Raw genomic sequence first — 25,641 nt, 5'->3', positions numbered from 1 at the left:
GTGATTCTTGCAGTGATACAGGATGGTAGTCTGTTTAAATATGCTTCTGATAGGTTAAAAGATAACGAAGATATAGTGGCTCTTGCAGTGGAACAGGATGGTAGTTTGCTTAAATATGCTTCTGATAGGTTAAAAGGTGATCCTAATTTTGTAAATAAATTAATTAAGTGTGACCCACTGCTCAGTATGTCTGAATGACTTAAAAAACATCCAGAATTAATATCAATGGTTCCAAAATAATTTAAGGTCATGTGGTGTGTTCTAAGTAAAGGATCGTAAACTCGATAAATTCAAGAAATCTCCTCTGTCGCTGGCTGAAAACTTTAGGTAGCATTAACATTATTGATGTATCTAATAAATGCTTTATGTATGTTTGAGGTCAATCTCTAACAAGATTTAAGCGATGGAGCGAATTAATATGAAAGGTTGGTTAGCGGCGGTCCCGGTAACAATGTTGTTAGTCTCTACAGCAGTTTGGGCGGATTCTTTACAGGCACAACGTGAACGTTATCAGGCAATTAAGCTTGCTTGGGATGCCAATAAAATGGATGAAGTTGAACGCTTAATGCCAACCTTACGTGATTATCCGCTGTATCCATATTTAGAATACCGCGAGCTGTCACAAGATTTAGATATTATCTCGCCAAGACAAGCGCAAGAGTTTATCGATGCATACCCAACGTTACCTGTGGCGAAAACCCTCAAAAGCCGGTTTGTGAATGAGCTGGCGCGTCGCCAAGAGTGGACATCATTATTGGCATTTAGTCCTGAGCCACCACAACCTGCGGAAGCGCAATGTAATTTCTATTTTGCGAATTGGGCGACGGGAAATAAACAGGTTGCGTGGCAGGGTGCTGAAAAAATGTGGCTCAATGGTAATTCCATGCCAGCAGCGTGCGATAAGCTATTTACTGAGTGGGAAAAAGCCGGATATCTTTCAACGGATATGATTTTGGCGCGTATTCACCTTGCGATTAAAGAGGGTAATACGTCCACAGCAACTTACCTCGCGAAGCGATTACCAAGCAGCTACAAAACTATCTCTGATGCGCTGGTCAAACTACAAAATGACCCCGCTTCGGTTGTCACGTTTGCGAAAACATTGACGCCGACGGATTTTACGCGTCAAGCCACATTAGCTGGATTTAGCCGCTATGCGCGTCAATCTCCTGATGCTGCTCGCACGGCATTAGCGGGGATCAGTTCTGCCCAAAAAATGAATATGGCAGAAAACCAGCAAATGAAAGACAGCGTTGCGTGGCAATATATGGGGGTTGATGTGACTCCTGAGCAGGCAATGTGGCGTGATGAAGTGATCCGCGAAACCAACTCCGCAGCCTTAAAAGAACGCCGCGTACGTTTAGCGCTGGGAGAAGGGGATAAAACAGGGTTAGCGTCATGGCTGCGTCAATTACCTAACGACGTGAAAAATAAAGAAGAGTGGCAATATTGGCAAGCTATTACCTTGATTGACCAAGGTAAAACGGCGGAAGGTGAAAGCATACTGCGAGAGTTAACCTCGAAGCGTGGGTTCTACCCAATGGTGGCCGCTCAGCAGCTAAAAATGGATTACCCAGTCATGGTGAATAAAGCCGTGAAACCTGACTCCAGTATTCACAACATGCCGCAAATTCAGCGCATCCGTGAGTTAATGTATTGGGAGATGGATAATCTGGCGCGCTCCGAGTGGATCTATTTGGTCTCTTCGATGTCTCCTAATCAACAAGAGCAACTCGCCCGTTATGCCTTCGATAATAAATGGGCAGATCTAAGCGTTCAAGCGACGATCACCGCAAAACTGTGGGATCACCTTGAAGAGCGTTTCCCACTGGCGTGGGAAAAACAGTTTGATAATTACACTCGTAGTAAAATGATCCAAAAAAGCTATGCGATGGCCATTGCTCGTCAAGAAAGCGCATGGAACCCGCAAGCACAATCGCCAGTTGGAGCGACAGGCTTAATGCAGTTAATGCCTGCGACCGCAAAACATACGGCGCAAAAACAAGGTATTACTGGCTATGTGAATTCAGGGCAACTGACCAACCCTGTGATGAATATTGAGTTAGGTACCGCGTATCTTGACGATGTTTATCAGCAATTTGGCAATAACCGTATTTTAGCCAGCGCGGCGTATAATGCAGGTCCATCGCGAGTGACTCGCTGGTTAGGTAACAGCGCAGGGCGTATCGATGCGGTGGCTTTTGTGGAAAGTATTCCGTTTGCAGAAACCCGTGGTTATGTGAAGAATGTTCTCTCTTACGATTTGTTTTATAAACATTTCTTAGGTGAAAAAGGCAATGTGTTATCCGTGAACGAATGGAATATGAAGTATTAATTTGTATGGTATTTCATCTTGTTGGTCGGTTTGGTTTACCTTCAACAAGATGAGCACTGTATTTTTAACTATACGAAATAATGTTCTACGGAATAGTGTTCTGTGCTATTATTTGTACTAGTTTAATAGTATGGAAGGGTAGGATGATGACTGTAGAATATAAACCAGACCCGGCGTTAACCGCCGATGAAAATGCGGATTGGCAACGCTTTGTGGAACTACTGCAAATGGCCTTTGAGCAAAATATACAGGATTCGATTCTTCAGCTATTACTCACACCGGATGAACGGACGGCTTTAGGAACTCGCGTTAGGATTGTTCAAGAATTAATGCGCGGTGAAATGAGTCAGCGTGAATTAAAAAATGAGCTCGGCGTAGGTATTGCCACTATTACTCGCGGCTCAAACAGTTTGAAGTCAGCCCCTATTCCGGTAAAAGAGTGGCTGGAATCTAAGCTACTGTAATTTTTGATTATCTTTTAATGCAACCAATGATTATTCTCGAAAAATAAATGTAGGGCTCTTATTGCTAAGAGCCCCACATGCATTTTAAATCGTTTTGAGTATAATTAGTCTTCTATGTGATTTAGCTCTTTATAAATTTCGTGTTTAATAGGAACTAAAGCCAGTATTAGCGCTTGCTGATAAACGCTGGTGCGCGTCAATACGCCGTTGGTGAAAAAGCCAATCGCGCCGCCTTGTTGTTTGATATTATCAATACCAGTAAGGTCAGCCATTTCATCACCCAGCTCACGGCCTTCACGGATCCCTGCAAGGACTTTTTCTGGGATCATAATACTGGCAGAGCGTGATTCTCCACGGATTTGATGGTGCTCAATCACAATCCATGCAAATGTCATGTCATCTTCAACACCCGCCTCAATACCTACCCAAAAGTCAGCTTCTGGGCGTACTTGGCGTGATGCCATCACACGTTGTCTTGCTCCTGTACGGGTTTCATTATTACCGATAGGTTGCTGTGGAACGCTGCTATCGACATTAATATCTTCAATTTGATAACTGCCTGGCCCAAAAACGGCATCGAAGGCAAGTTGAATCGCTTTAATTTTGGCGGGATTCGTCGTTGCAGCTATAACTTGGTACATTAATTATTTTCCTTTGAACACATACTTTGTACAGTAATAACGGAACACATCTATGTTACAGGTTTATCTTGTTCGCCATGGCGAAACTGAATGGAACGTTGCTCGTCGCATACAGGGACAATCTGATAGCCCTTTGACTGCTTTAGGTCGTCAACAGGCAATGCAGGTCGCTCAACGGGTTAAATCCGAAGGTATTACCCATATTATCACTAGTGATATGGGACGCACACTTGAAACTGCACAAATTATTGCACAAGTGTGCGGGTGTGAAATTATCACAGAACCGCGTCTGCGTGAATTAAATATGGGAGTCTTGGAGCAACGAGAAATTGGCTCGCTGTCTGAACAGGAAGAACAGTGGCGCCAAAGCCTGATAAATGGTGCCGAAGGTGGTCGTATTCCTGAAGGGGAATCGATGGACGAACTGTTCACGCGCATGTTTGCTGCGTTAAATGGTTGTCTTGAATTGCCAGAAGGAAGCCGTCCACTGTTAGTCAGTCACGGCTTGGCGCTCAGCACATTACTCAGTCGTATCTTAGGCGTACCAGCAAACTCCCCACGTCGTTTACGCCTGCGTAACTGTTCACTATCTCGCGTTGATTATCAAAATAGCCCATGGTTAGCCAATGGCTGGATTGTGGAAACGGCGGGAGAAGTGACGCACCTTTCTCAACCAGCCCTTGATGAGCAGCAAGGTTAAGAATAAAGCAGCGAAAAAGAAAAAGGCGTTTCAGTATATGAAACGCCTTTGTTTTAAGTGTTGGTTATGATTGTTTAGTGAGCTTCAGGCTTTTTGATTGGAACATAATAGCTGAATGCTTCAATATGAGTTCTTGGATCTGTATCCGTTATCTCATTGTGCGTCACATTCTTGATTTTGTAGTGTTCTACATCATAGCCTGGACGGCGAGTAAGATTCAGTTTTGGCAAGTAGACTCCATAAACATGGTAAAGGAACTCTTGCATTCTTTCTCTCGTCGTTTCGCCACGATAATTAAATTTCACATATTCGCCTGCGGGGATCGTAACATGGCTATATTCGGTGTTACTAAAGCTCGCATCTTCGGGTTTCACCGCGGTGGTGTAAAACACCGTTTGCTCATCATCTTTCTCGGCACTATGAATCGCATGATGCAAACCAAAGACTTCGGAAGCGATTTTGGTGGTGTGCTCTAAATAATAGCGCCAGAATGATTGACGCATTTGCGAGCAGGCAGTTGACCACTCTTCGAGCACATAGGAACAACTTTGCTCCAAACCAACCAATGGCTGCTCGACCATCGTGACAAATTCATAATCTAATGGAGAATGTTCATCTAATACAATCGGCGGACAAATACCGGTTGCGCACCACTCTTCAGTACGGCGATAAAACGCTGGCGTCAGATTGAACTGTTTTTTAAAAGCGCGAGTGAAAGTTTGTTGTGAATCAAATCGATACTGTAATGCAATATCAAGAATGGGACGGCTCGTTAAGCGCAGTGCAACCGCGGCACGAGATAGGCGTCTAGCGCGAATATAAGCACCAATTGCTTGGTCGGTCACATCCTTGAACATTCTCTGTAAATGCCACTTTGAATAACCCGCTCTTGCGGCAACATTATCTAATGATAATGGTTTATCAAGGTTATCATCTATCCAACGAAGAAGGTCGCGAATAATATTTGTTTGATCCATGGATATCCCCAAGCAATACGACTCATAGAACCGATATGAGTAATCAATGAGTGGCTATTCTATAACAAGTTACCTTTTTCGTTTATAGTAAATGAGTTGTATTTAAGAATTAGTTAATAAACAGAATTATTGTCGTTTAGGTTATTTAAAATTCAGATGTTAAGCTGAAAAGGGAATACTGTATGCGTTCTTCCAAATTTAAAAAAGGCATTGCGAAAGGTAATACACTGAAAAACCTCATTTTGGGAACAATGTTGTCTGCACTATCTTTTATGGCAGCCGCAGAAGAAATCGGCTCAGTTGATACTGTATTCAAGGTGCTGGGCCCTGACCATAAAATAGTCGTTGAAGCCTTTGATGACCCAGATGTGGACAATGTGACTTGCTACCTAAGCCGTTCAAAAACGGGCGGGATTAAAGGCGGGCTTGGATTAGCGGAAGATACCTCGGATGCTGCCATTTCCTGCCAACAAGTGGGTCCTATTGAGCTAAATGACCGAGTGAAACGTAATCCGAAAAAAGGGCAGGTAGTTTTCCAAAAGAGAACGTCACTGGTGTTTAAAAAGCTCCAAGTGGTTCGTTTTTACGATCCTAAACGTAACGCACTCGTCTATTTGACCTATTCCGATAAGATGATCGACGGCTCGCCTAAAAATGCGTTAAGCGCCGTACCAATTATGCCGTGGTGATTCTTTTTGATATAAAAATCGCTACTGATTACGTTTAAAGTCAGTGGCGATTTTTGAATGGCTTCAGAAAGTATAACTCACTAGATTTGTGTATCTGAATTATGAAAGCCGACTTTGAAAAATGGTTGAGCATAATTTCTATCTCGTTTTATGCTTTTACCCACATAAAGTGAGCGGATTTCATCGCTTGCTTTTCTGCCAATAAATTCCCAACGCCCACTTTCTTGAGTGATATTTCGAGTAAAGTATTGTTGAGTACCTGCTTCTACCCAAGAGTGAATTTCATACACTTCTTTAATGATATTGTTATAGGTAGCATAAGCATATTTTATATTTTGGTTTTTTCGTGGGGGGTTATGCCATACTCCACGAGTTGCTTCAAATAATTCAAGTTCACTCATGTTAAATCTATAAAGCTTATTTAAAATAAACCCTATACCTTGGTGCTTAATATCTGAAATATTAATAACTTCCGGTGAATAAAGTGAAGCTGTTTCTTCTAATGTTAATCGCCCTTGCTTGAGAATATCAATGTCATTACTGGTGCTTTTACCATTGTTTTTATTGGTTAAACCCTCAATCCCGTATAAGTCTATACAAGTTGTTTCTACCATAAAAGCGGTGTCTGAATCTAAACCGTGACAAAGAATATCAATACCCAGTAAGTTTTCTTTATGTAATTCATAAATTCGTTTTAGCTTTTGGTCTTCCTCTCTTGATGGTTTATCACTTGCTAATGCATCTTTAATATGTGTTAAACAACGAGAGCCTGTACCTTTCCCGATATAAAAAGGAATTCGAGTATTGTTTCTCACTTCACATAGGGCATACACATAAAACTTTAGTTTACTTAATGTGTTTTTATATTGGCTAAAATCATTCATTGAATTCTACCTATCAATAATTTATTTATAGATAGGTCTATATCGGCTAATAATCTTAATTGATTAATTGTATATAATATCTTTTCTATTTTAGATCCAAATAAAAAAACCGGCTTGCGCCGGTTTTTTTATTAAGCAGAATAATATTATTCGTCTAAATCGCCGCAGAAACGGTAGCCTTCACCGTGGATGGTGGCAATGATTTCTGGGGTATCTGGTGTAGACTCAAAATGCTTACGAATGCGACGGATAGTCACATCGACTGTTCTGTCATGAGGTTTTAACTCACGACCCGTCATTTTCTTCAGTAAGTCTGCACGAGTTTGGATTTTGCCTGGGTTTTCACAGAAGTGAAGCATTGCACGGAATTCACTACGAGGTAATTTGTAGTGCTCACCAGCAGGGCTCACTAATGAACGGCTATTAATGTCTAATTCCCAGCCATTGAACTTATAGCTCTCAACCAGACGGCGTTCTTCTGTACCACCCGCTAAATTCATAGTACGGGACAGTAAGTTACGTGCACGGATAGTCAATTCGCGTGGGTTGAATGGTTTGGTGATATAGTCATCAGCACCGATTTCAAGGCCAAGAATCTTATCAACTTCGTTATCACGACCAGTTAAGAACATTAATGCGATACTTTCTTGCTCACGTAGTTCACGAGCCAGCAGTAAGCCGTTTTTGCCTGGTAAGTTAATATCCATGATCACTAAGTTGATGTCATGTTCTGAAAGAACATTGTTCATTTCTTCACCATCGGTGGCTTCGTGAACAACATAACCTTCCGCTTCAAAGATACTTTTCAGCGTATTACGTGTGACAATCTCGTCTTCAACGATCAAAATGTGTGGGGTCTGCATATTTGCTACCTAAAGTATTAAAATAAAAATACTGAACCCATAGGCCGTTTCCAGTTAGGTGGTTGTTGGTATGGTTATCTGGAAAAACACGTCTATGAGTATAAATTTGTCTTTACATTTTTCAGTGACTTAACGTTGCCTATCCATTAGGCTGAAGGTCATAAAACTCACCAAAACTTAAGCACTTTCCCAATATTGGGCTGTTAACAGCAATATAACAGCTAATACTGCATTTACCACCTAAAAAACTAACTTTTGTTGATACATATCAAAATCAATTGTAGCACGTTAACAATGATTGTTAGGTAGATAATTATACCAAAATTATTTGTTATAGAGATATCGAATAGACGATAAAAATAAGAGAAAAAAGGAGAGATAATGCACGTTTTTCATCGTGATACCGTAAAGAAAGGTAGATGTGAATAGGGATGAAGATATTTGAATTTAACTTAAGTTAAGTCGCGTGAGTGGTTTTGCGTCTCCAGAACACCTTAAAATTGTCAGAGAGTAAAATTTCGTTTAGCACATCAAAATCGCGTAAAAAAAGTATTTTTGGTTTTTTATAAGACAAACTAGGTGATTACACTTACTCGCTTTGCGTGAATCTATTTTGTTTTACAAAAAAATAACAAGACTCCTCAGAAATATCTGAATTAATATTTGCATGCTTATAATTAACGAGATGGCTATTCAGTTTCTTATGTGCAATTTTGATCTGAAACTAAGTAGGATTTTTTAAGGTTGGTTCGAATATTGATCAAGATTAATGAAAGAGAGATAGATAGGACATCAATGGCAATTTATTTCAAATTTACAGCTGAAAAATACGGTTAAAATATCACCATAAAATTTGAGGTTTGATTGTTTTTTATGCAGCTAGTGTGGTTGTTTTTTAAATAAAATTAAAATCTATTAATTTGAGAATCAATGAATTTTACAACTGGCATTTCAAGAATGGCTCTCTTTTTATGAAGATATTTTTGACGAATGCAGTGGATCTCTGAGCTGAATTGTCGCTTATTTTGGGGGCATAAATGCAAATAAATTTGACATTATTGTGTGATTACTTTAACCGTATAGGGAGAAACTTAAATGTTCCCTACGAGACAAACAAATTTTATGCGTAACATCAGCCTGACTACGATTATTACCACCACCACCGTGACCACAGGAAACGGGGCGGGCTGACGCATCCAAAAAATAAAAATGAAAAAGCCCGCATCCTAAAAAGATGTGGGCTTTTTTTTGGCGCTAATTCAGGAGAGAAATACCATGCGTGTGCTTAAATTTGGCGGTACTTCAGTCGCAAATGACGAACGGGTACTTAATGTTGCTGATATCGCGGAAAGCAAATTGGCAGATGGGCAAGTTGCGTTGGTGCTATCTGCACCGGCGAAAATCACTAACCATTTGGTGGCGATGATTGAAAAAACGGCAGCAGGTCAGGATGTCATCACGCATGTGAGTGATGCAGAAATGATTTTTGCTAATCTCTTAAAGGGCTTAAAAGAAAAGCAGCCCGGCTTTGAATACGACAAACTGAAAAAGCTGACTGAACACGAATTCGCGCAAATCAAACAAGTACTGCATGGTATTACTCTTCTAGGACAATGTCCTGATAGCATCAACGCCTCTATTATCTGCCGTGGTGAAAAGCTCTCTATCGCCATCATGGAATCTGTATTAAAAGCTCGCGGTCATAAAGTCACGGTGATTGATCCGGTGAAAAGCTTGCTGGCCAAAGGTCACTATCTTGAATCCACCGTCGATATCAATGAGTCCACTAAACGCATTGCGGAGCTGAACATTCCTAAAGACCATTTCGTATTGATGGCGGGCTTTACGGCTGGAAATGAGAAGGGTGAGCTGGTGGTGCTAGGCCGTAATGGTTCCGACTACTCAGCTGCGGTATTAGCGGCATGTTTACGTGCAGATTGCTGTGAAATTTGGACAGATGTTGATGGGGTTTATACTTGTGACCCGCGTTTAGTGCCTGATGCCCGTTTACTAAAAGGGATGTCATACCAAGAAGCGATGGAGCTTTCCTATTTTGGGGCGAAAGTTCTGCACCCTCGAACTATCGCCCCAATTGCACAATTCCAAATTCCTTGCCTGATCAAAAACACCACTAATCCAAGTGCGCCGGGTACGCTAATTGGTGATGGTCAAACTGATGCTAGCACGCCAGTGAAAGGGATCACTAACCTGAATAATATGGCGATGATCAACGTATCTGGTCCGGGTATGAAAGGTATGGTCGGTATGGCCGCGCGTATTTTCTCGGTCATGTCCCGTAAAGGGATCTCTGTGGTGCTGATCACGCAATCATCGTCGGAGTACAGTATCAGCTTCTGTGTGCCGCAAAATGAGCTACAGCGTGCTCGCGGTGCATTAGAAGAAGAGTTTTATTTAGAGCTTAAAGACGGGGTATTAGACCCGTTAGATGTGATGGAGCAACTGGCTATCATCTCCGTTGTTGGGGATGGTATGCGTACATTAAAAGGCATCTCCGCACGTTTCTTCTCTGCATTAACCCGCGGCAATATCAATATCGTTGCTATCGCACAGGGCTCGTCTGAGCGTTCAATTTCTGCGGTGATCGCCAATGAATCTGCCACTTCAGCGGTGCGTTTATGTCACCAAATGCTGTTTAATGCAGAGCAAGTGATTGAAGCCTTTATTGTCGGTGTCGGTGGCGTAGGTAATGCGTTAATCGAACAGATCCATCGCCAACAGCAATGGCTGAAACAAAAACATATTGATCTACGAGTCTGTGGGATCGCTAACTCAAGAGCGATGCTGATCAATATGCAAGGAATTGATTTAGATAATTGGAAAGCAGAGTTAGCCGACGCCAAAGAAGCGTTTAGCCTGAGCCGTCTGATCCGTTTAGAGCGTGAATATCACTTTTTAAATCCAGTGATCATTGACTGTACATCTAACCAAGAGATTGCTGAGCAATATGCGAGCTTCTTAAAAGACGGCTTTAACGTTGTCACGCCGAACAAAAAAGCCAACACATTGTCGATGGATTATTATCATCAACTTCGTGCTGCGGCTGAAAGTTCAAAACGTAAATTCCTTTATGATACCAACGTAGGGGCAGGTTTACCGGTTATCGAAAACCTACAAAACTTACTGAACGCTGGGGATGAATTAGTTCACTTTAGCGGAATTTTGTCAGGCTCCTTGTCATTTATTTTCGGTAAATTGGATGAGGGAATGTCCTTATCGGAAGCGACAACGTTAGCGAAAGAAAAAGGCTTCACAGAGCCAGACCCACGCGACGACTTATCCGGTATGGATGTGGCGCGTAAATTACTGATTTTAGCTCGTGAAGCGGGTTATGTATTAGAACTTAGCGACATCAATATTGAATCTGTACTCCCTGCTGATTTCGACAGCTCAGGTAGTGTTGCAGAGTTTATGGCGCGTTTACCACAACTTGATACCCAGTTTGCAGCGCGGATAAAAGCCGCAGAAGCAGAGGAAAAAGTGTTACGCTATGTGGGTCTTATCGAAGAAGGTCGCTGTCAGGTGAAAATGGTTGCCGTTGACGGAAATGACCCACTGTTTAAAGTAAAAAATGGCGAAAACGCACTGGCATTCTACACGCGCTACTATCAACCAATTCCTTTAGTTCTCAGAGGTTACGGTGCTGGTAATGATGTAACTGCGGCGGGTGTATTTGCGGATATGCTGCGTACCCTATCATGGAAATTGGGAGTTTAAGAAGTGATCAAAGTTTATGCACCCGCTTCAATTGGTAATGTGAGCGTTGGATTTGATGTGCTAGGCGCAGCAGTCTCTCCGGTTGATGGTTCACTGCTTGGTGACTGTGTCAGTATTGAAGCGGCAAATACATTTTCATTAGAAAACCAAGGTCGATTTGTTTCTAAGCTACCTAAAAAAATGGAACACAACATTGTTTACCAATGCTGGGAACTGTTTTGCGAGCGTCTGGGCAAAAAGCTTAATGTGGCAATGACCCTTGAAAAGAATATGCCAATAGGTTCGGGTTTAGGTTCAAGTGCTTGCTCCGTCGTCGCGGCGCTGGTGGCGCTGAATGAGTTTGCGGATAAGCCATTTGACCAAACGGCTCTGCTTGGCATGATGGGCGAGCTGGAAGGGCGTATTTCAGGCAGCATTCACTATGATAACGTCGCGCCTTGCTATTTGGGTGGTTTACAGCTGATCATCGAGCAAAATGGCATTATTTCTCAACCTGTGCCAGCTTTTGAAAACTGGTATTGGGTGATGGCTTATCCGGGGATTAAAGTTTCCACTGCGGAAGCGCGAGCTATTTTACCCGATAGCTATTCTCGCCATGATATTGTGAATCATGGACGCTATTTATCGGGCTTTATCCATGCATGCCATACTAACCAGCCAGAGCTAGCGGTCACGATGATCAAAGACGTCGTGGCAGAGCCATACCGTACTCAGTTGCTGCCGGGTTTTGCGAAGGCGCGTGAACATGCGAAGCAAATTGGTGCTCTGGCATGTGGCATTTCGGGGTCAGGACCAACAATTTTTACCATTTGCGATGATAAAAGAATTGCAGAAGAAATGGTGCAGTACCTACAACAACATTACATTCAAAATGATGAAGGCTTTGTGCATATCTGTCGTTTAGATATGGCGGGTGCAAGGACAATAGGGTAAACGATGAAACTGTATAATTTAAAAGATAACAACGAACAAGTCAGCTTCGCGCAAGCCGTGAAACAAGGGTTAGGTAAGCTGCAGGGGCTATTTTTCCCTCAAGACTTACCTGAGTTTAGTGCCAGTGAAATTGATGAATTACTGAAGTTGGATTTTGTCACCCGCAGTAGCCGTATTTTAAGCGCGTTTATCGGGGATGAAATCCCTGCTGAACAGCTAACTGAACGTGTTAAAACCGCGTTTGCATTCCCAGCACCTGTTTCCAAAGTTGAAGATGATGTGGCTACGTTAGAGTTGTATCACGGCCCAACACTGGCATTTAAAGACTTTGGCGGTCGCTTTATGGCACAAGCGTTAGGCCTAGTGGCTGGCGGGGCGCCAGTGACTATCTTAACTGCGACTTCAGGGGACACAGGGGCGGCCGTTGCCCATGCATTCTATGGTTTGGATAATGTTCAAGTCGTTATCTTATATCCAGAAGGTAAAATCAGCCCACTGCAAGAAAAGCTATTCTGTACGCTGGGTAAAAACATCCATACTGTGGCTATCAAAGATGATTTCGATGCATGTCAAGCGATGGTTAAACACGCGTTTGATGATGAAGAACTGAAAAAAACTCTGTATTTGAACTCTGCGAACTCCATCAATATTAGCCGTTTGTTAGCGCAAATTTGCTATTATTTTGAAGCGGTTGCTCAGATCCCAGCCGAAAAACGTGAGCAACTGGTGATCTCTGTGCCAAGTGGTAACTTTGGGGATTTAACTGCGGGCTTACTGGCGAAATCCATGGGGTTACCAGTGAAACGCTTTATCGCTGCCACTAACGTTAATGACACCGTTCCGCGTTATTTAATCGATGGAAAATGGACGCCACATCAAACCGTTGCGACATTATCTAACGCAATGGATGTCAGCCAACCAAATAACTGGCCGCGTATTGAAGAATTATTCTGCCGTAAAGGTTGGTCATTAAAAGAGCTGGGTTACGGTGCGGTGAGTGATGAAGTGACTCAAGAGACTGTACGTGAACTGGATGAAAAAGGTTATTTATCCGAGCCTCATGCGGCGGTTGCTTATCGTGTCCTGCGTGATCAGCTACAAGAGGGTGAATATGGGCTGTTCTTAGGAACGGCTCACCCAGCGAAATTTAAAGAAAGCGTGGAAGCTATCTTAAATAAACAAATTTCACTGCCAAAAGAGCTGGCGGAACGTGCTGATTTGCCACTGCTTTCTCATTTCTTACCGTCAGATTTCGTTCAATTACGCGAATTTTTAATGAAGTTAGCACCGAAGCAGTAATTGAAGTTCACAATGAAAGGAAATGTTAACAACGGAAGCTGAATTGGCTTCCGTTTTTTGATGAGGGAATTAATAACTAACACCATCCTCGCCATCTTGTCCGCCATCGGGTCCACCTTTGCCACCTTTACCTGCTTGTCCCCCAATACCTGCATTCCCACCATTCCCACCATTTCCACTACCGTCACCATCTCCTCCATTACCACCGTGGCCACCATGACTTCCTCCGTGTCCACCATTGCCACCACTACCATTGACGGATCCGTTTCCGCCGTTGCCCCCGTTACCTAGGCCATCTCCGTTGCCTCCGTGTCCACCGTCACCACCATGTACACCACCATTTCCGCCATTTCCGCCATTTCCATTACTGCCGGGAGTTGCGTGACCTCCGTGGTTGCCATGACCATGACTACCGCCGTTGCCGCCATTTCCACCATGTTGACCATTACCTCCTCTGCCGCCATTACCACCAATTCCGCCATTACCACCGTTTCCGCCACTACCATGTTGTCCATGGGTGCCATTAACGCCATTCTCGGAATGATGAAAATAATAATTTTGGCAATAAAAAGGAATACAAAAATATGACTGCGAAATATTATCGATAATAATGGATTTATTTAAATGGAATGAATAGGGTTTATTAACATGAAGATTATTGGAGTGACTCAATATTGGTGTCGCTGTAAAAATTAAAATAGAGAAAAATTTAAATAGAGATTGATTAACCATTGTTTCCTCCATCCCCCTTCATGAATGAAGGGGGGAAATAATTAAATAATCGGGTTTATTTAATTTCCATTACCGCCGTTTCCACCATTGCCTCCATGCCCGCCGCTACCACCACTTCCCCCGTTACCACCATTGCCACCATGTCCACCGTTACCCCCATTACCGCCGTTGCTCCATAGATATTCGGTGGCAGTTTGCTGAGAGTCGGTCGGTATAGTCATAGAAAGAGCGGATAAAGGGAATAATAAGGTGATTAAGAGAGTAGAGATTTTACGCATATAAATTCCTCGTTATAAAGTGAATTAATTAAACTGCAAATAAAGCTTAAATGACTCACTTAAATAATTAAAGAATGTTATCGGATAATTAATAGATCAAATTTGGTTTGAATAAATATAAAATAATAAGCTGTAATTTTATTCGTTCGTTTGTATTTAAATTAAAGATGATAAATAGAAAGCTATCCCTTAAATGTATTTTAAGAGATAGCGATAGGGGAAGGGCTTAGATTGCGTCTTCGAGGATCAGCTCAATGGCTTTTAACTCATCTTGGCTAAAATCACGATTTTCCATCATGCCGAGAGCATCATCGATTTGGCTGATACGGCTAGCGCCAATAAGCACGGAAGTAATACGGTCGTGGCGTAGCAACCAAGCTAATGACATTTGACTCAATTTTTGCCCACGATTTAAGGCTAATTCATTGAGTTTTTTCACTTTTGCTAAAATAGCGGATGTGAGCCTTTCTGGCGGTAATGATGGATTACCTGCTGCACGAGAATCAGCGGGAATACCATTGAGATAGCGATCCGTTAAAATTCCTCCGGCCAGTGGGGAGTAGGCAATCGAACCGACACCTTCTTCTTCGAGCAAATCGAGGAGACCTTCCTCAGGAGTACGTTCTAGCATGGAGTATTTAGGTTGGTGAATAAGGCAAGGGGTGCCCAGTTGATCAAGTATACGGATAGCTTCTTGCGCTGTTTCTGCGGGATAGTTCGAAATTCCCACATAAAGCGCTTTACCTTGTCGAACGATCAAATCAAGGGCTGCCATGGTCTCTTCTAACGGAGTTTGAGGATCGGGTCTGTGGTGATAGAAAATATCCACATAATCGACGCCGATTCTTTTTAAACTTTGATTGAGGCTGGCAACTAAATATTTTTTACTGCCCCAATCACCATAAGGCCCTTCCCACATGGTGTAACCTGCTTTGGAGGAGATCACCATTTCGTCGCGATAAGGACGAAAATCTTGTTGTAGGATGCGACCAAATTGCTGTTCAGCAGAGCCTGGAGGAGGTCCGTAATTATTGGCGAGATCAAAATGGGTGATCCCATGATCAAACGCATGCCTTAACATGGCTCGGCAGTTATCAATTGGCTTGTTGTCACCAAAATTATGCCAGAGTCCTAAAGAGACAAGGGGGAGCTTTAATCCACTCCGACCGCACTGACGATATTCCATATCTGTGTAACGATGTGACGCAGCAGAATATGGCATGGCTCACCTCCAAAATAAATGGCAAAGATTCACTCGAATTTTGGCATAACTCTGTCGAGCTCACTGGTGAAAGAATGCTATACAGCTTAAGAAATGATTATTTTATCGCCAGATTGTGACGGGGATTTGAAATAAAATATCACATGTTGAGTATGAGGCTTATAGGGTGTGATGCATTCCCCATAAGCCAACAAAGTGAGCCTATGATTAGGCTTGTTCAGGGCGAGTAAAGACTAATTCATTACCTTTCGACTGTGCTTTATCAAATCGGTAGCCTTCTAAATTAAAGTCAGATAGCTGTTCGGATTTAGTCAGTTTATTTTGAATAATAAAACGGCTCATTAATCCGCGAGCTTTTTTTGCATAAAAACTGATGACTTTATATTTACCATTTTTCTCATCTAAGAAAATGGGTTTGATAATTTCAGCGTCCAATTTTTTGGTATTCACAGACTTAAAATATTCATCAGATGCTAAATTAACAAGGATATTATCCCCTTGCGCCGCCAGTGCTTTATTTAAATGCTGAGTGATGATATCTCCCCAGAATTCATATAAGTCTTTACCACGGCTGTTTTTAAGGCGAATTCCCATTTCCAAGCGATAAGGCTGCATTAAGTCTAATGGACGCAGCACACCATACAGGCCGGACAACATACGTAAATGTTGCTGAGCAAATTCAAAATCAGCGGGCGAAAACGTTTCGGCTTGCATGCCAGTATACACATCCCCTTTGAAGGCGAGGATGGCTTGGCGTGCATTTTCTGGGGTAAAGTTTGGCTGCCATTCACCAAAGCGTGCTGCATTCAGCCCTGCAAGTTTATCGCTAATTTTCATTAAGCTTGCGATGTCCGCTGGAGTGAGTTTTCGGCATGTTTTAATCAGCTTTTCAGACTCAGCGAGGAGCTCGGGTTGAGTAAACGTGTCGATGGCGAGCGGGCTTTCGTAGTCTAATGTTTTGGCAGGTGAAATAGTAATCAGCATAACTTAACCCTTATGATAGTAAATTTACCTGTTACTTTAACAAAAAATCAGATGAAATAGCGAATCGCTGTAATAAGTCGCGCTTATGATGGTTATCTGGTTTACTGATGAGATTATTCAACCTAGCTAAATGCATTCAGTCTCTAGGGATACCGCGAAAACGATTGCTGATCAAATAGTTGCTTTCAAGGATATTTCCTCGCTTGCAGCAACGTAGATGCGTGATATTATCATGGGACGGTGCGGCGCTAGCCTCAATTCCTTAATAATACACAAAGTAGTTTGAGTTGCAGATGTGTGGCTAATCAGCGTAGCCAACAGCCCTACAACTTGAAGCATGACGGGTTCACCCTAAATAGTTCAAGTGGTAGGTAGGCGGCAAGAAATCGAATTCCTAGGAGCATACACAAGTATGTGACTAGGATGAGTGAGCGCAGCCAACACCCCTACAACTTGAAATATGACGGGTATAACAACGAGATTAAAGAAATGACCGACAAACTAACCTCCTTACGTAGTCTGACAACTGTTGTTGCCGACACTGGCGACATCGAAGCGATGAAGCTGTACAAACCACAAGATGCGACGACTAACCCATCGCTGATTTTAAATGCTGCACAAATTCCTGAGTACCGTAAATTAATTGATGAAGCGGTAGAGTGGGCGCGTAAGCAAAGCAATAACCGTGAACAACAAGTTGTCGATGCATGTGACAAACTGGCTGTTAATATCGGTTTGGAAATTCTGAAATTAGTCCCAGGTCGTATTTCAACAGAAGTGGATGCACGTCTTTCTTATGATGAAGAAGCGTGTATTACTAAAGCTCGCCGTTTGATGAAAATGTACAACGAAGCTGGTATCAGCAACGATCGCATTTTGATCAAATTAGCCTCTACTTGGCAGGGTATCCGCGCGGCGGAAAAACTGGAAAAAGAAGGCATCAACTGTAACTTAACTTTATTATTCTCTTTTGCTCAAGCGCGTGCTTGTGCGGAAGCTGGTGTTTATCTGATCTCTCCATTCGTAGGTCGTATCCTTGACTGGTACAAAGCAAACACAGATAAAAAAGAGTTTGCTGCACATGAAGATCCAGGCGTGGTTTCTGTGACTGAAATCTACAACTTCTATAAAGCACATGGTTATAAAACCGTCGTGATGGGCGCAAGCTTCCGTAACGTGGGTGAAATCATTGAGCTGGCAGGTTGTGACCGCCTGACTATCTCTCCAGCACTGCTGAAAGAGCTGTCTGAATCACAAGGCGAATTGGTTTGTAAACTGAAAGATGAAGGTAAAACTCAAGAGCCAGGCGCTAAACTGACTGAAGCTGAGTTCTACTGGCAGCATAACCAAGATCCAATGGCGGTTGATAAACTGTCTGACGGTATCCGTAAGTTTGCTGTAGACCAAGAAAAACTGGAAAAAATGATCGCAGCTCTGCTGTAATTTCTTTTTTCTTAGAAAACCCAGTCAATCGGCTGGGTTTTTTTATGCTGTTTTTTCATTGATTAAACTCTCAATTCCACATTTCGACACAAACACGACGCTGTCAGGCATTCGACCTCATGGTATGATGCACCATGTTTATCATTATTGGCTTGGTATTAATTGAGTTAGTATTTTCTCGCCAAATGAACGAATTTTAATGATTAATTTTTGAGGTTTGTATGAATGAGTTGCGCATAGGTCTGGTATCGGTTTCTGATCGTGCTTCAGGCGGTATCTACGAAGATAAAGGGATCCCAGCACTGGAAGAGTGGCTAACGAAAACCATTACCACCCCTTTTCGTTTAGAAACTCGTTTGATCCCTGATGAGCAAGTCATGATAGAGCAAACGTTGTGTGAGCTGGTGGATGAATTTTCATGTCATTTAGTCCTGACCACTGGTGGTACGGGGCCTGCTCGCCGCGATGTCACTCCGGATGCAACGCTTGCGGTTGCCGATCGCGAAATGCCTGGCTTTGGTGAGCAGATGCGCCAAATTAGCCTGAAGTTCGTGCCAACGGCGATTTTATCTCGCCAAGTTGGCGTGATCCGCAATCAGTCACTGATTTTAAACTTACCGGGACAGCCAAAGGCGATTGCTGAAACCTTAGAAGGGCTGAAAGATAAAGAAGGAAATGTGCTGGTATCAGGCATTTTTGCTAGTGTGCCATACTGTATTCAATTACTCGATGGCCCTTATATTGAAACGGACGAAAGCGTCGTTAAAGCTTTCCGGCCAAAGTCGGCTATTCGCACTGCCGTGTAATCCCTTCTAAAAAATCAGGCAGAGCGTCATGTCTGCCTGATAATTCTTGTTACAGTTTTCTTTCTGCCTATTTAGCTTAACGGTCTATCAACTTAGCCGTATATAAACTTAGCTGCGCTGACCAATTGGCAGGATCGTTCTGCCATATTGCTCATTTAAGATCTCTGCGACAGCCAGATAGAACGCGCTCGCACCGCAGATAATTCCTTCATAGCCCGCATATTGAAGCAGCGTGGCATCGTTGGTTAAATTACCCACCGCTAACATTGCAAACAGTACGGTTAAGCTGCCGAAAATAAATTGCAGTACGAAATTTGCTTTGAAGGTGCCTAAGAACATAAAGAAAGTAAAGATCCCCCATAAAAGCAGGAACATCCCTAAAAACGCAGGGTCAGTTGCTTCGGCTAATCCCATGGTCGGTAAAAACAGCAGACCGACTAACGCAAGCCAAAAGAAGCCATAAGAGGTAAATGCAGTTGCGCCGAACGTATTGCCTTTTTTATATTCAATAAGCCCAGCAATCACTTGCGCGATACCACCATAGAAAATTCCCATACTTAAAATTACAGATGAGAGAGGGAAAAAGCCTGCATTGTGAATATTCAGCAGGATTGTTGTCATACCAAAGCCCAATAAACCGAGTGGGCCTGGATTGGCAAGCGAACTAGATTGCATATAACCTCTGGTAAAGTATTTAAAAATCAAATAGATATAATGAATATTTGTAGCCCCGTAGGACGGGGAGGCGCATAATACGCAGTTTTAATTGTCGAAACAATGATCAAGAGACGGGTTTTTTTGCATTAAATGTAAAACTTTTTTAGTTTTCCCCCTTGATGAATGAATTTGTGACCCCATCTTTAAGACATCAACAGTTATCAATCTAAATTATTGCGAATTGCAAAAGATGTAAGGTTGCAAAAAAAATCAAGGTTGAAGTAAAAACTCCCTTGAAAATGAAATATTGAGCCTTATATAGATTGATATCGAAATTAAATGAAAAGAATTCCTTTGGAGGCGTTTTAAATGGGTAAAATTATTGGTATCGATTTAGGTACAACTAACTCATGCGTTGCAATTATGGATGGCACTACTGCGCGTGTTCTTGAGAACAGCGAGGGTGATAGAACTACTCCTTCCATCATTGCATATACACAAGATGGTGAAATTTTAGTTGGTCAGCCAGCAAAACGTCAGGCTGTCACTAACCCAGAAAATACATTATTTGCGATCAAACGTTTGATCGGTCGTCGTTTCCAAGACGAAGAAGTTCAGCGCGACGTATCTATCATGCCATACAAAATTGTAGCGGCTGATAACGGTGATGCGTGGTTAGATGTGAAAGGCCAAAAAATGGCACCGCCACAAGTTTCTGCTGAAGTGCTGAAAAAAATGAAGAAAACAGCGGAAGACTATCTGGGTGAACCAGTAACTGAAGCGGTTATCACTGTTCCAGCTTATTTTAACGATGCTCAGCGTCAAGCAACCAAAGATGCGGGTCGTATCGCTGGTTTAGAAGTAAAACGTATCATCAACGAACCAACAGCAGCTGCACTGGCTTACGGTTTAGATAGAGAAGTTGGCAACCGTACTATCGCGGTTTACGACTTAGGTGGTGGTACATTCGACTTATCAATCATCGAAATCGATGAAGTTGATGGCGAAAAAACGTATGAAGTTCTGGCAACCAACGGTGACACTCACTTAGGTGGTGAAGACTTCGATACTCGTTTAATCAACTACTTAGTTGATGAGTTTAAGAAAGAACAAGGTGTTGATCTGCGTAACGATCCACTGGCAATGCAACGTCTGAAAGAGTCTGCTGAAAAAGCAAAAATTGAGCTGTCTTCTGCTCAACAAACTGACGTTAACCTGCCATACATCACTGCGGATGCGACAGGTCCAAAACACATGAACATCAAAGTGACTCGTGCAAAACTGGAGTCACTGGTAGAAGATTTAGTTAAACGTTCTATGGAGCCAGTTAAAGTTGCTCTGCAAGATGCTGGTTTAAGCGTAGGTGACATCAACGACGTTATCTTAGTTGGTGGTCAGACTCGTATGCCAATGGTTCAGAAAGTTGTTGCTGATTTCTTCGGTAAAGAGCCACGTAAAGACGTGAACCCAGACGAAGCCGTTGCAATGGGTGCTGCAGTGCAAGGCGGTGTGTTAGCCGGTGATGTTAAAGACGTTCTGTTACTTGACGTAACTCCACTGTCTTTAGGTATTGAAACCATGGGTGGCGTGATGACTTCGTTAATTTCGAAGAACACCACAATCCCAACTAAACACAGCCAAGTGTTCTCTACTGCGGAAGATAACCAAGCAGCCGTGACCATTCACGTACTGCAAGGTGAGCGTAAACGTGCGAGTGATAACAAATCACTGGGTCAGTTTAACTTAGATGGTATTCAAGCTGCGCCACGCGGTATGCCACAAATCGAAGTGACTTTTGACATCGATGCGGATGGTATCCTGCACGTTTCTGCTAAAGACAAAAACAGCGGCCGCGAGCAAAACATCACCATTAAGGCGTCTTCTGGTCTGAACGACGAAGAAATCGAAAAAATGGTACGTGATGCAGAAGCTAACGCTGAAGCAGACCGTAAATTTGAAGAGTTAGTTCAGGTTCGTAACCAAGCAGACCAACTGATTCACGGTACTCGTAAACAAATCGAAGAAGCAGGCGATAAATTACCAGCTGAAGATAAAGCGAACATCGAGAAAGCAACTTCAGAATTAGAAGCGGCTTCTAAAGGTGAAGATAAAGCTGAAATTGAAGCGAAAATCCAAGCGCTGGTAACGGCATCGGCGAAACTTCTGGAAATTGCACAGCAACAAGCTCAAGCGGGCGCTGCGGGTGCAGGTGCAGAAGCGAAGAAAGATGACGATGTAGTTGACGCTGAATTCGAAGAAGTTAACGACAAAGACAAAAAATAAGGCCCTTAGCGGGCGCAGTGACTATCGCAATAATGTTAAATAGTGACTGATACCGGACACGGGCGTTGAGGGAACTCTGCGCCCGTGTCTGCATGTTAAGGGAAAAATAAATGGCGAAAAGAGATTTTTATGAGGTTCTAGGCCTCGAAAAAAATGCTTCAGATAAAGACATCAAGCGAGCGTACAAGCGCTTAGCAATGAAATACCATCCTGACCGTAATCAGGAAAACAAAGATGAATCTGAAGAGAAATTTAAAGAGATAAAAGAAGCTTACGAAATCCTGTCCGATGAGCAAAAACGTGCCGCTTACGACCAATATGGTCATGCTGCGTTTGAGCAAGGCGGTATGGGCGGCGGCGGTGGATTCGGCGGCTTTGGTGGCGGCGATTTCAACAGTGATATTTTTGGTGACATCTTCGGTGACATCTTTGGTGGCGGTCGTCGTCAACAGCGCCCAAGCCGTGGTTCTGATCTGCAATACAACATGGAACTGACTCTTGAAGAAGCAGTCCGTGGAGTGACCAAAGAGATCCGTATTCCAACGCTTGAAAGCTGTGACGTGTGCCACGGTAGCGGTGCAAAACCGGGTACTAGCGCAGATACGTGCCAAACCTGTCACGGTATGGGCCAAGTACACATGCGTCAAGGTTTCTTCTCGGTACAACAACCTTGCCCAACCTGTCATGGTCGCGGGAAAGTCATCAAAGACCCATGCAACAAATGTCATGGCCAAGGTCGCGTTGAGAAATACAAAACCTTATCCGTTAAGATCCCAGCAGGGGTTGATACGGGGGATCGCGTTCGTTTATCCGGTGAAGGTGAAGCCGGCGCGAATGGTGCACCAGCAGGGGATTTATTCGTTCAAATGCATGTTTTACCTCACGATATTTTTGAGCGTGATGGTAATAACTTACATTGCGAAGTGCCAATCAACTTTGCGGCAGCAGCGCTGGGTGGCGAAATTGAAGTCCCAACCCTGGATGGTCGTGTTAAACTGAAAATTCCTGCGGAAACCCAAACAGGCAAAACGTTCCGTATGAAAGGTAAGGGCGTGAAGTCAGTACGTGGTGGTATGCAAGGTGACTTAATGTGTCACATTGTTGTTGAAACCCCAGTCAAATTGAATGAGAAACAAAAAGAGTTACTCAGAGAGTTTGGTGAGTCGTTAGGCGGTACGGGTGGCGAGAAAAATAGCCCACGTTCAAAACGCTTCTTAGATGGCGTGAAAAAATTCTTTGATGATTTAACCAATAAATAATGGTTGATCGCTAAGTTAAGAATCATGGCTGATCCAGTGAAATACTGAATCAGCCATTTTTTTATTTCACTGTTTCACCGCTAGCAACCACGGTTTTACGAACTTGATCAGCAAATTGTAGGGCTTCTTTCACAATCGCATTCTCATCAACGGTGAGCACTTTGCGGTCTTCCATTAATAGATTTCCGTCCACAATGGTATGGCGCACATTGGAAGCATTCGCCCCATAAACCAGTGCGGCATAAGGGCTATACATCGGTACCATATTGGGTGATTTTGTATCGACAACGATGATATCCGCCAATTTCCCCGCTTCTAAAGAGCCTAACTTATCTTCCATGTGAATGGCTTTCGCGGAGCCTTTGGTCGCTAATTCAACCACGGTAATGGGCGGCATTGCAGCTCTATCTTTATTTTCGAGCTTATGAATTTTACCCACCAAATTTAGTTCGTTCATGGTCGTTAAGGTATTGCTGGACATCGGGCCATCGGTTCCTAAGCCTACACGAACTCCTTTTGCTAACATTGCAGTCACTGGAGCAACACCTTTAGCTGATTTGGTATTCGCACTGACATTATGAGCCACACCGACATCATACTGTTTGAGCAGGTCGATATCGGTTTCATCAACCATAATGGCATGAGCGGCAATCACTTTGTTATTCAGGGCGCCGATATCTGCCATATATTGAACCGGGCTTTTGCCGCCAGTACGTTTGGCAATTTCTTCCTGTTCTCGATCGGTTTCTGCTAAGTGGATCATCACTGGAACATTAAGTTCTTGAGAAAGCTTAGCGATTTTTTGTAGATGCTCAGTGGTGTTGGTATAAGGTGCGTGAGGAGCAAAAGCTGGCGTAATGCGAGGGTGGTCTTTGTATTGGTTGATAAAATTCACGGCATAAGCGATACCTTCATCTGCATTTTTAGCATCAGCAACAGGGAATTTGATCACAGATTCCCCAAGGATCGCACGCATACCAATTTTATCGACAGTTTTTGCAACCTCGTCTTCGAAATAGAACATATCCACGTAAGTCGTGACACCACCTTTGACCATCTCGACATTGGCTAAGTTAGCGCCTACTCGCACCATCTCACGGGAAACCATCTTGCTCTCTAATGGGAAGATATAGCGGTGCAAACGGTCGGGGACATCGTCAGCAAGGGAACGAAAAACGGTCATTGATGCGTGAGTATGGGTATTGATTAACCCAGGCATGACTATATCGCCATCAACATTTAGCTGTTTTTTTGCGGTATATTGCGTGGCAAGCTCAGGGCCACCGACTGCGATAATTTTATTTTTATCAATAACAACGGTTCCATTCTCAATAACTTGATTATTGGTATCCATCGTCAAAACGGTACCATCAACAATCATTAAATCCGCTGGAGTGGTGGCAAGTGCCGCGATAGGTGCTGCCATCATCGACATGGCAACGAGAGATCGGAGTAATGTCATTCTTACCTCATGACTCAATGAAAAATAGGGCTAAAAGTTATTGGTATCAAATATTATGGGTATCAAATATAAGATGTAAAACTCATATTCTAAGCACCACTATCTTAACTGGATAGTTTCGCCAGTAACACCCCAAGTAAGATGACAATACAGGCGAAGACTCGCATTCCATTAAATTTCTCTTTAAGAAATACAATGGAAAGAAACATAGCGAAAAGGACGCTAGTTTCGCGAATAGCAGCAACGAGTACGATTGGCGCTTGGCTCATTGCCCAGATTGCGATGCCGTAACTGATTAGCTGCATTAATCCACCAAGTAAACCTGAGCGCCAATATTGTCTAAATCCGTGCAGTAGCGAACGTTTGTATTTCATCACTCCGGGAATGGCGAGTACTGCGCCATTTAATAAAAACAGCCATAGGGTATAAACAACAGGATCTTGGCTGGCTCTCGCGCCATATCCATCCGAGAGGGTATAACAGGCGGTAAAGAAGGCGGTACACAGCGCAAAGATAAGGGCTTTACCTTTGATGTTCAAAGAGAATTTTCGACCTGCAAACGCGATGGCTACCACCCCTGAAATAATAAAAACAATCCCTACAAAACTCATAAATGGTAAGGATTCATTAAATAAAACAATACTTAATAACGCGGTGATTAACGGGGCTGAGCCGCGAGAAATAGGGTAAATCTGGCTGAGATCACCATGGTTGTATGCTTGGCTGAGAAAATAGATATAACCGATGTGAAATAGTACTGACAAAGCTAACCATGGGACGGCATCAGGAGACGGTAGCCCAAACCAAAAGAGGGCTGGAATAGTTAAAACCCCAGAAAAAACGGCAATCATCACCAAACCAAAGAAGCGGTCATTACCAAATTTCACCAGAGCATTCCAACTGGCATGGCAAAACGCGGCAAACAGCACAGAAAGCAGAACGTATAGGGACATAATATAGAGAGATAGTGATTGCCTAAGGGGGGTCGAGTATCA

Annotated in this window: 24 protein-coding genes and 1 other annotated feature; of the genes, 13 read left to right on the top strand and 11 right to left on the bottom strand. The window is 43.0% G+C overall.

Translation table 11 applies throughout. The annotated features are described in order from the left end of the window. From PR799_RS16230 to trpR, 3 genes are all read left to right on the top strand, one after another. On the top strand, positions 1-198 hold a 198-nt coding region (locus PR799_RS16230; RefSeq protein ID WP_272522773.1), incomplete at its 5' end, for a DUF4116 domain-containing protein. 220 nt (positions 199-418) lie between these two features. Then, positions 419-2,335, top strand: a complete 1,917-nt coding sequence (sltY, locus tag PR799_RS16225) for a murein transglycosylase (RefSeq protein WP_272522772.1) — start codon at positions 419-421, stop codon at positions 2,333-2,335. A gap of 146 nt (positions 2,336-2,481) precedes the next feature. Continuing rightward, positions 2,482-2,799: a trp operon repressor gene (gene trpR / locus PR799_RS16220; protein ID WP_036950344.1), complete on the top strand. Its 318-nt coding sequence runs from the start codon at positions 2,482-2,484 to the stop codon at positions 2,797-2,799. Between the two features lie 104 nt (positions 2,800-2,903). Here the strand turns inward: trpR and yjjX are convergent, their stop codons facing one another. Continuing rightward, positions 2,904-3,440, bottom strand: a complete 537-nt coding sequence (yjjX, locus tag PR799_RS16215; protein ID WP_154602782.1) for an inosine/xanthosine triphosphatase — start codon at positions 3,438-3,440, stop codon at positions 2,904-2,906. Positions 3,441-3,492: 52 nt separating this feature from the next. On the opposite strand from yjjX, the gene gpmB reads away from it, so the two are divergent. Further along, the gene (gene gpmB / locus PR799_RS16210; RefSeq protein WP_154628343.1) at positions 3,493-4,140 is read left to right on the top strand and encodes a 2,3-diphosphoglycerate-dependent phosphoglycerate mutase GpmB; all 648 of its coding nucleotides are present in this window, start codon (positions 3,493-3,495) and stop codon (positions 4,138-4,140) included. Positions 4,141-4,214: 74 nt separating this feature from the next. On the opposite strand, the gene robA is transcribed toward gpmB, so the two are convergent. Then, positions 4,215-5,117 carry an MDR efflux pump AcrAB transcriptional activator RobA gene (gene robA, locus PR799_RS16205; protein ID WP_272522770.1) on the bottom strand — a complete coding sequence of 301 codons (903 nt, stop codon included), beginning with the start codon at positions 5,115-5,117 and terminating at the stop codon, positions 4,215-4,217. 182 nt (positions 5,118-5,299) lie between these two features. On the opposite strand from robA, the gene creA reads away from it, so the two are divergent. Continuing rightward, a complete protein-coding gene (gene creA, locus PR799_RS16200) occupies positions 5,300-5,806 on the top strand; it encodes a protein CreA (RefSeq protein ID WP_154628341.1) in 507 nt (168 codons plus the stop codon). A gap of 80 nt (positions 5,807-5,886) precedes the next feature. Here creA and PR799_RS16195 read toward each other — a convergent pair whose 3' ends face one another. Then, a complete protein-coding gene (locus PR799_RS16195; protein ID WP_154628340.1) occupies positions 5,887-6,690 on the bottom strand; it encodes an LEM-3-like GIY-YIG domain-containing protein in 804 nt (267 codons plus the stop codon). A 146-nt stretch (positions 6,691-6,836) separates the two neighbouring features. Beyond that, positions 6,837-7,553 carry a two-component system response regulator ArcA gene (gene arcA / locus PR799_RS16190; RefSeq protein WP_004905684.1) on the bottom strand — a complete coding sequence of 239 codons (717 nt, stop codon included), beginning with the start codon at positions 7,551-7,553 and terminating at the stop codon, positions 6,837-6,839. A gap of 1,095 nt (positions 7,554-8,648) precedes the next feature. Between arcA and thrL the strand changes: the two genes are divergently transcribed. The 4 genes from thrL to thrC all read left to right on the top strand — a co-directional run bounded on the left by thrL (position 8,649) and on the right by thrC (position 13,520). Beyond that, complete coding sequence (thrL, locus tag PR799_RS16185; RefSeq protein WP_071992130.1) at positions 8,649-8,744, top strand: thr operon leader peptide; 96 nt, start codon at positions 8,649-8,651, stop codon at positions 8,742-8,744. Beyond that, positions 8,683-8,804: a sequence feature (Thr leader region), on the top strand. Its footprint overlaps the gene before it by 62 nt. 24 nt (positions 8,805-8,828) lie before the next feature. Next, complete coding sequence (gene thrA / locus PR799_RS16180; RefSeq protein WP_272522766.1) at positions 8,829-11,288, top strand: bifunctional aspartate kinase/homoserine dehydrogenase I; 2,460 nt, start codon at positions 8,829-8,831, stop codon at positions 11,286-11,288. A 3-nt stretch (positions 11,289-11,291) separates the two neighbouring features. Next, on the top strand, positions 11,292-12,221 hold the full coding sequence (gene thrB / locus PR799_RS16175; protein WP_272522764.1) for a homoserine kinase: 930 nt from the start codon (positions 11,292-11,294) through the stop codon (positions 12,219-12,221). A 3-nt stretch (positions 12,222-12,224) separates the two neighbouring features. Beyond that, positions 12,225-13,520, top strand: a complete 1,296-nt coding sequence (gene thrC / locus PR799_RS16170; protein WP_272522763.1) for a threonine synthase — start codon at positions 12,225-12,227, stop codon at positions 13,518-13,520. A 69-nt stretch (positions 13,521-13,589) separates the two neighbouring features. Here thrC and PR799_RS16165 read toward each other — a convergent pair whose 3' ends face one another. The 4 genes from PR799_RS16165 to yaaA form a co-directional block, all read right to left on the bottom strand. Beyond that, complete coding sequence (locus PR799_RS16165; protein ID WP_272522761.1) at positions 13,590-14,252, bottom strand: hypothetical protein; 663 nt, start codon at positions 14,250-14,252, stop codon at positions 13,590-13,592. 59 nt (positions 14,253-14,311) lie between these two features. After that, on the bottom strand, positions 14,312-14,530 hold the full coding sequence (locus tag PR799_RS16160) for a hypothetical protein (RefSeq protein WP_154602774.1): 219 nt from the start codon (positions 14,528-14,530) through the stop codon (positions 14,312-14,314). A gap of 226 nt (positions 14,531-14,756) precedes the next feature. Then, positions 14,757-15,752, bottom strand: coding sequence for an aldo/keto reductase (locus PR799_RS16155; RefSeq protein WP_154628336.1), 996 nt, complete (start codon positions 15,750-15,752; stop codon positions 14,757-14,759). Positions 15,753-15,959: 207 nt separating this feature from the next. Continuing rightward, positions 15,960-16,736 carry a peroxide stress protein YaaA gene (yaaA, locus tag PR799_RS16150; protein WP_154628335.1) on the bottom strand — a complete coding sequence of 259 codons (777 nt, stop codon included), beginning with the start codon at positions 16,734-16,736 and terminating at the stop codon, positions 15,960-15,962. A 489-nt stretch (positions 16,737-17,225) separates the two neighbouring features. On the opposite strand from yaaA, the gene tal reads away from it, so the two are divergent. Both tal and mog read left to right on the top strand, forming a co-directional pair. Next, positions 17,226-18,179 (top strand): transaldolase, encoded by a 954-nt coding sequence (gene tal / locus PR799_RS16145; RefSeq protein WP_036950279.1) that lies wholly within the window; start codon positions 17,226-17,228, stop codon positions 18,177-18,179. Positions 18,180-18,400: 221 nt separating this feature from the next. Then, the gene (gene mog, locus PR799_RS16140) at positions 18,401-18,985 is read left to right on the top strand and encodes a molybdopterin adenylyltransferase (protein WP_272522759.1); all 585 of its coding nucleotides are present in this window, start codon (positions 18,401-18,403) and stop codon (positions 18,983-18,985) included. Between the two features lie 108 nt (positions 18,986-19,093). Here the strand turns inward: mog and satP are convergent, their stop codons facing one another. Beyond that, complete coding sequence (satP, locus tag PR799_RS16135; protein ID WP_132496150.1) at positions 19,094-19,660, bottom strand: acetate uptake transporter; 567 nt, start codon at positions 19,658-19,660, stop codon at positions 19,094-19,096. 351 nt (positions 19,661-20,011) lie between these two features. Between satP and dnaK the strand changes: the two genes are divergently transcribed. Both dnaK and dnaJ read left to right on the top strand, forming a co-directional pair. Further along, positions 20,012-21,925: a molecular chaperone DnaK gene (gene dnaK / locus PR799_RS16130; protein WP_272522758.1), complete on the top strand. Its 1,914-nt coding sequence runs from the start codon at positions 20,012-20,014 to the stop codon at positions 21,923-21,925. A 110-nt stretch (positions 21,926-22,035) separates the two neighbouring features. Then, positions 22,036-23,184, top strand: coding sequence for a molecular chaperone DnaJ (gene dnaJ / locus PR799_RS16125; protein WP_154628333.1), 1,149 nt, complete (start codon positions 22,036-22,038; stop codon positions 23,182-23,184). Between the two features lie 61 nt (positions 23,185-23,245). On the opposite strand, the gene PR799_RS16120 is transcribed toward dnaJ, so the two are convergent. Both PR799_RS16120 and PR799_RS16115 read right to left on the bottom strand, forming a co-directional pair. Continuing rightward, positions 23,246-24,613, bottom strand: a complete 1,368-nt coding sequence (locus tag PR799_RS16120) for an amidohydrolase (RefSeq protein ID WP_442959926.1) — start codon at positions 24,611-24,613, stop codon at positions 23,246-23,248. A gap of 137 nt (positions 24,614-24,750) precedes the next feature. Beyond that, a complete protein-coding gene (locus PR799_RS16115) occupies positions 24,751-25,599 on the bottom strand; it encodes an EamA family transporter (RefSeq protein ID WP_272522755.1) in 849 nt (282 codons plus the stop codon). Positions 25,600-25,641 lie beyond the last annotated feature (42 nt).

Origin of the sequence: Providencia sp. PROV202, assembly GCF_028479565.1 — a bacterium.
Lineage (GTDB): Bacteria > Pseudomonadota > Gammaproteobacteria > Enterobacterales > Enterobacteriaceae > Providencia > Providencia zhijiangensis.
Note: the sequence above shows the minus strand (reverse complement) of the source record. Positions and strands in the feature narration are given on the sequence as shown.

Coding starts and splice junctions, on each gene's coding strand:
- sltY (WP_272522772.1), top strand. CDS start 419: ATGAAAGGTTGGTTAGCGGCGGTCCCGGTAACAATGTTGTTAGTCTCT.
- trpR (WP_036950344.1), top strand. CDS start 2,482: ATGACTGTAGAATATAAACCAGACCCGGCGTTAACCGCCGATGAAAAT.
- yjjX (WP_154602782.1), bottom strand. CDS start 3,440: ATGTACCAAGTTATAGCTGCAACGACGAATCCCGCCAAAATTAAAGCG.
- gpmB (WP_154628343.1), top strand. CDS start 3,493: ATGTTACAGGTTTATCTTGTTCGCCATGGCGAAACTGAATGGAACGTT.
- robA (WP_272522770.1), bottom strand. CDS start 5,117: ATGGATCAAACAAATATTATTCGCGACCTTCTTCGTTGGATAGATGAT.
- creA (WP_154628341.1), top strand. CDS start 5,300: ATGCGTTCTTCCAAATTTAAAAAAGGCATTGCGAAAGGTAATACACTG.
- PR799_RS16195 (WP_154628340.1), bottom strand. CDS start 6,690: ATGAATGATTTTAGCCAATATAAAAACACATTAAGTAAACTAAAGTTT.
- arcA (WP_004905684.1), bottom strand. CDS start 7,553: ATGCAGACCCCACACATTTTGATCGTTGAAGACGAGATTGTCACACGT.
- thrL (WP_071992130.1), top strand. CDS start 8,649: ATGTTCCCTACGAGACAAACAAATTTTATGCGTAACATCAGCCTGACT.
- thrA (WP_272522766.1), top strand. CDS start 8,829: ATGCGTGTGCTTAAATTTGGCGGTACTTCAGTCGCAAATGACGAACGG.
- thrC (WP_272522763.1), top strand. CDS start 12,225: ATGAAACTGTATAATTTAAAAGATAACAACGAACAAGTCAGCTTCGCG.
- PR799_RS16165 (WP_272522761.1), bottom strand. CDS start 14,252: ATGGTTAATCAATCTCTATTTAAATTTTTCTCTATTTTAATTTTTACA.
- PR799_RS16160 (WP_154602774.1), bottom strand. CDS start 14,530: ATGCGTAAAATCTCTACTCTCTTAATCACCTTATTATTCCCTTTATCC.
- PR799_RS16155 (WP_154628336.1), bottom strand. CDS start 15,752: ATGCCATATTCTGCTGCGTCACATCGTTACACAGATATGGAATATCGT.
- yaaA (WP_154628335.1), bottom strand. CDS start 16,736: ATGCTGATTACTATTTCACCTGCCAAAACATTAGACTACGAAAGCCCG.
- tal (WP_036950279.1), top strand. CDS start 17,226: ATGACCGACAAACTAACCTCCTTACGTAGTCTGACAACTGTTGTTGCC.
- mog (WP_272522759.1), top strand. CDS start 18,401: ATGAATGAGTTGCGCATAGGTCTGGTATCGGTTTCTGATCGTGCTTCA.
- satP (WP_132496150.1), bottom strand. CDS start 19,660: ATGCAATCTAGTTCGCTTGCCAATCCAGGCCCACTCGGTTTATTGGGC.
- dnaK (WP_272522758.1), top strand. CDS start 20,012: ATGGGTAAAATTATTGGTATCGATTTAGGTACAACTAACTCATGCGTT.
- dnaJ (WP_154628333.1), top strand. CDS start 22,036: ATGGCGAAAAGAGATTTTTATGAGGTTCTAGGCCTCGAAAAAAATGCT.
- PR799_RS16120 (WP_442959926.1), bottom strand. CDS start 24,613: ATGATGGCAGCACCTATCGCGGCACTTGCCACCACTCCAGCGGATTTA.
- PR799_RS16115 (WP_272522755.1), bottom strand. CDS start 25,599: ATGTCCCTATACGTTCTGCTTTCTGTGCTGTTTGCCGCGTTTTGCCAT.